4 protein-coding genes and 1 pseudogene are annotated in these 2,252 nt (G+C 44.3%); 4 read left to right on the top strand and 1 reads right to left on the bottom strand.

Going from position 1 to position 2,252, the window contains the following annotated elements; all coding sequences use genetic code 11:
• The 4 genes and pseudogenes from HV793_RS30975 to HV793_RS30960 form a co-directional block, all read left to right on the top strand.
• A partial coding sequence (locus HV793_RS30975; protein ID WP_175214475.1) for an IS3 family transposase occupies positions 1 to 199 on the top strand: 199 nt, incomplete at its 5' end.
• 565 nt (positions 200 to 764) lie between these two features.
• Positions 765 to 947 (top strand): annotated as a pseudogene (locus HV793_RS30970) (hypothetical protein); the annotation flags it as partial.
• A gap of 5 nt (positions 948 to 952) precedes the next feature.
• On the top strand, positions 953 to 1,207 hold the full coding sequence (locus HV793_RS31320; protein ID WP_082400863.1) for a MafI family immunity protein: 255 nt from the start codon (positions 953 to 955) through the stop codon (positions 1,205 to 1,207).
• Positions 1,208 to 1,416: 209 nt separating this feature from the next.
• Positions 1,417 to 1,911 carry a DUF2247 family protein gene (locus HV793_RS30960; RefSeq protein WP_175214476.1) on the top strand — a complete coding sequence of 165 codons (495 nt, stop codon included), beginning with the start codon at positions 1,417 to 1,419 and terminating at the stop codon, positions 1,909 to 1,911.
• A 142-nt stretch (positions 1,912 to 2,053) separates the two neighbouring features.
• On the opposite strand, the gene HV793_RS30955 is transcribed toward HV793_RS30960, so the two are convergent.
• Positions 2,054 to 2,252 (bottom strand): IS3 family transposase (locus HV793_RS30955; RefSeq protein WP_175214475.1); only part of this gene is annotated, 199 nt, incomplete at its 5' end.

Below are 2,252 nucleotides of genomic sequence, written 5' to 3'. Positions count from 1 at the left end.
AGATCCCTACGATAATGCCGTCGCAGAGAGCTTCTTCAGCAACTTAAAGAACGAATTAACGCATCACAAGGTCTTCCACAGCAGGGAGCATGCGCGGCTGGCGATCTTTAACTACATTGAGGTCTTCTATAACCGCCAGCGAATCCACCAGGGGCTAGGTTATCGAACCCCTGCCCAGGTCGAGGCCTCCGTGCCTTAACCAAACTGTCCGAGAAATCCGGGTCAGCTCAGACTACATTTTTCAAACCTGAAAATGTAGTCTGACACCTTTTTTGAGCGAATTATGAGTACGGGTATTGGAGTGTTGGTCATTTGTTTAGTATTCATGTTTATAACGTGGTGTTTGTTTGGTCGAGTGGAACGTCATGGAAAACGGGAAAAATTCCTGTACTGGCTAAAATCGACCGCAATCACAGCTTTTGCTCTTATGTTGTGGTTTTTATATAGTGAGCCGACTTGGAATGTTTTTTATTCCTCTTTGTTTTCTTTTGGATTTGCAGGATTTATGAATCTATGCCGATCTCAGGCTGGCATGATGCTTACTTAGAAAGTGGGTGTTAATTAATTTAATTTTTTATATTAAGGTCTGGTGGCATGTTGTTTCAATTGTTGGTGGGCGATCCCCTCCCGCGTGGGAACCATTTCGGAATTTTTCGCTGATTTGCCGTCTGTTTGAAATTTTCTTGCCGGAAGAATAAAAAAGGTGTCAGACTACATTTTTCAAATCTGAAAATGTAGTCTGACACCTTTTTTTGACATTTTTTAAATGGTACGCCCAAACTGGAACCGGCGGGATCTACACCGCGAAGGGAGATCCCGCAAAATGGGTGGCATATGAGGTTCGTGATGGAGTACGTATGCGCGTCGTGTATCAGCCAGCAACAGGGGAGGTGATTACCGCTTTCCCTGATAATGCACCAATTCCACCCTATAAACATATAAATTGATTTCTATGTACTCGGATCGCATTATAAAATTTGGAAATAAATTCAAAGGAAGAATTAGTTCCTTACTGCTTCAGGGCGCGTTGGACTATATCTCATACAATGAAGAGGGCTTGGCCTTCGAAATTCTATGTGATCATCTTTGTGAGTACGATATCTTGATAACGGATGAGGAGTATGTGGAGGCTATTAAATTGGCTTCTGACATGGGATTAAGTTTGGAAGAAGGACCTTTCAAGCACTTGGCAGGACTAAGAAAATAAGCAGTGAGAAAAAGAGACCGTCTTGTCCGTCAAGAGATTAGGCGTAATCCGAGATAAAAATAAGGTGTCAGACTACATTTTCCAGGAGTGTTTGAGTGGATAGTCAATGCGAAAGGAGAGCTGACGCATCAGAGATTTATACCTGAGGGGAAAATAACGGGAACGCCAAATCAGGTTCCGTCTAGGCTGCCAAAATAATGGGGCGAGTTGTGGATATTAAGTTGGATAGTAATTTTTGTCTTGAAGAAGCGCCCTGGATGCAATGGGGCGATATAAAATATGGGTTGGAGCGCGGTTTCTTGAGTCCTCGTGGCGCCGTTCAGTATGCTGTTAAAAATCTTACTGTAGATTCTTCTGCTGAACATTATGAGTTGGCCTGCTTGGCCGGTGATGACGTAAGTGAGGTGATGCAGCACGTTAGTAATCTTGCTTCAGAATTCCCGAGAGATACCGAGCGGGAGGAAAAGGTATGGATTTTCTTGATTTTTCTTTGGGTATTTAGAAATAGGAATTCATATCGAGATCCCTTGGGGGTCGTTGAGGAGTTGTACGCAGATTTTGGTTATCCTGTGTCTGTCTCTTCTTTTGTCAGATATATGCCGACGGCAAATGCTTCTCTCGAAGGGGATGAGTGGCTTTTTAAAAACTGGTCCGACATGTTGGACGTGCTTAGAAGGGAACTTCAGGTTAAGGGAACGAAATGAAACGTTGCTCAGAAAAAAAAGAAGTCGGGCTACGAAAAAGGTGTCACGAAAAAGATACCGTCTTACTCGTCAAGAGATTAGGCGTAATCCGAGAGAAATAAGGTGTCAGACTGAGCTGACCCGGATTTCTCGGACATTTTGGTTAAGGCACGGAGGCCTCGACCTGGGCAGGGGTTCGATAACCTAGCCCCTGGTGGATTCGCTGGCGGTTATAGAAGACCTCGATGTAGTTAAAGATCGCCAGCCGCGCATGCTCCCTGCTGTGGAAGACCTTATGATGCGTTAATTCGTTCTTTAAGTTGCTGAAGAAGCTCTCTGCCACGGCATTATCGTAGGGATCC

It is taken from the genome of Achromobacter aegrifaciens, from assembly GCF_902859965.1.
GTDB lineage: Bacteria > Pseudomonadota > Gammaproteobacteria > Burkholderiales > Burkholderiaceae_B > Achromobacter > Achromobacter aegrifaciens.
Note: the sequence above shows the minus strand (reverse complement) of the source record. Positions and strands in the feature narration are given on the sequence as shown.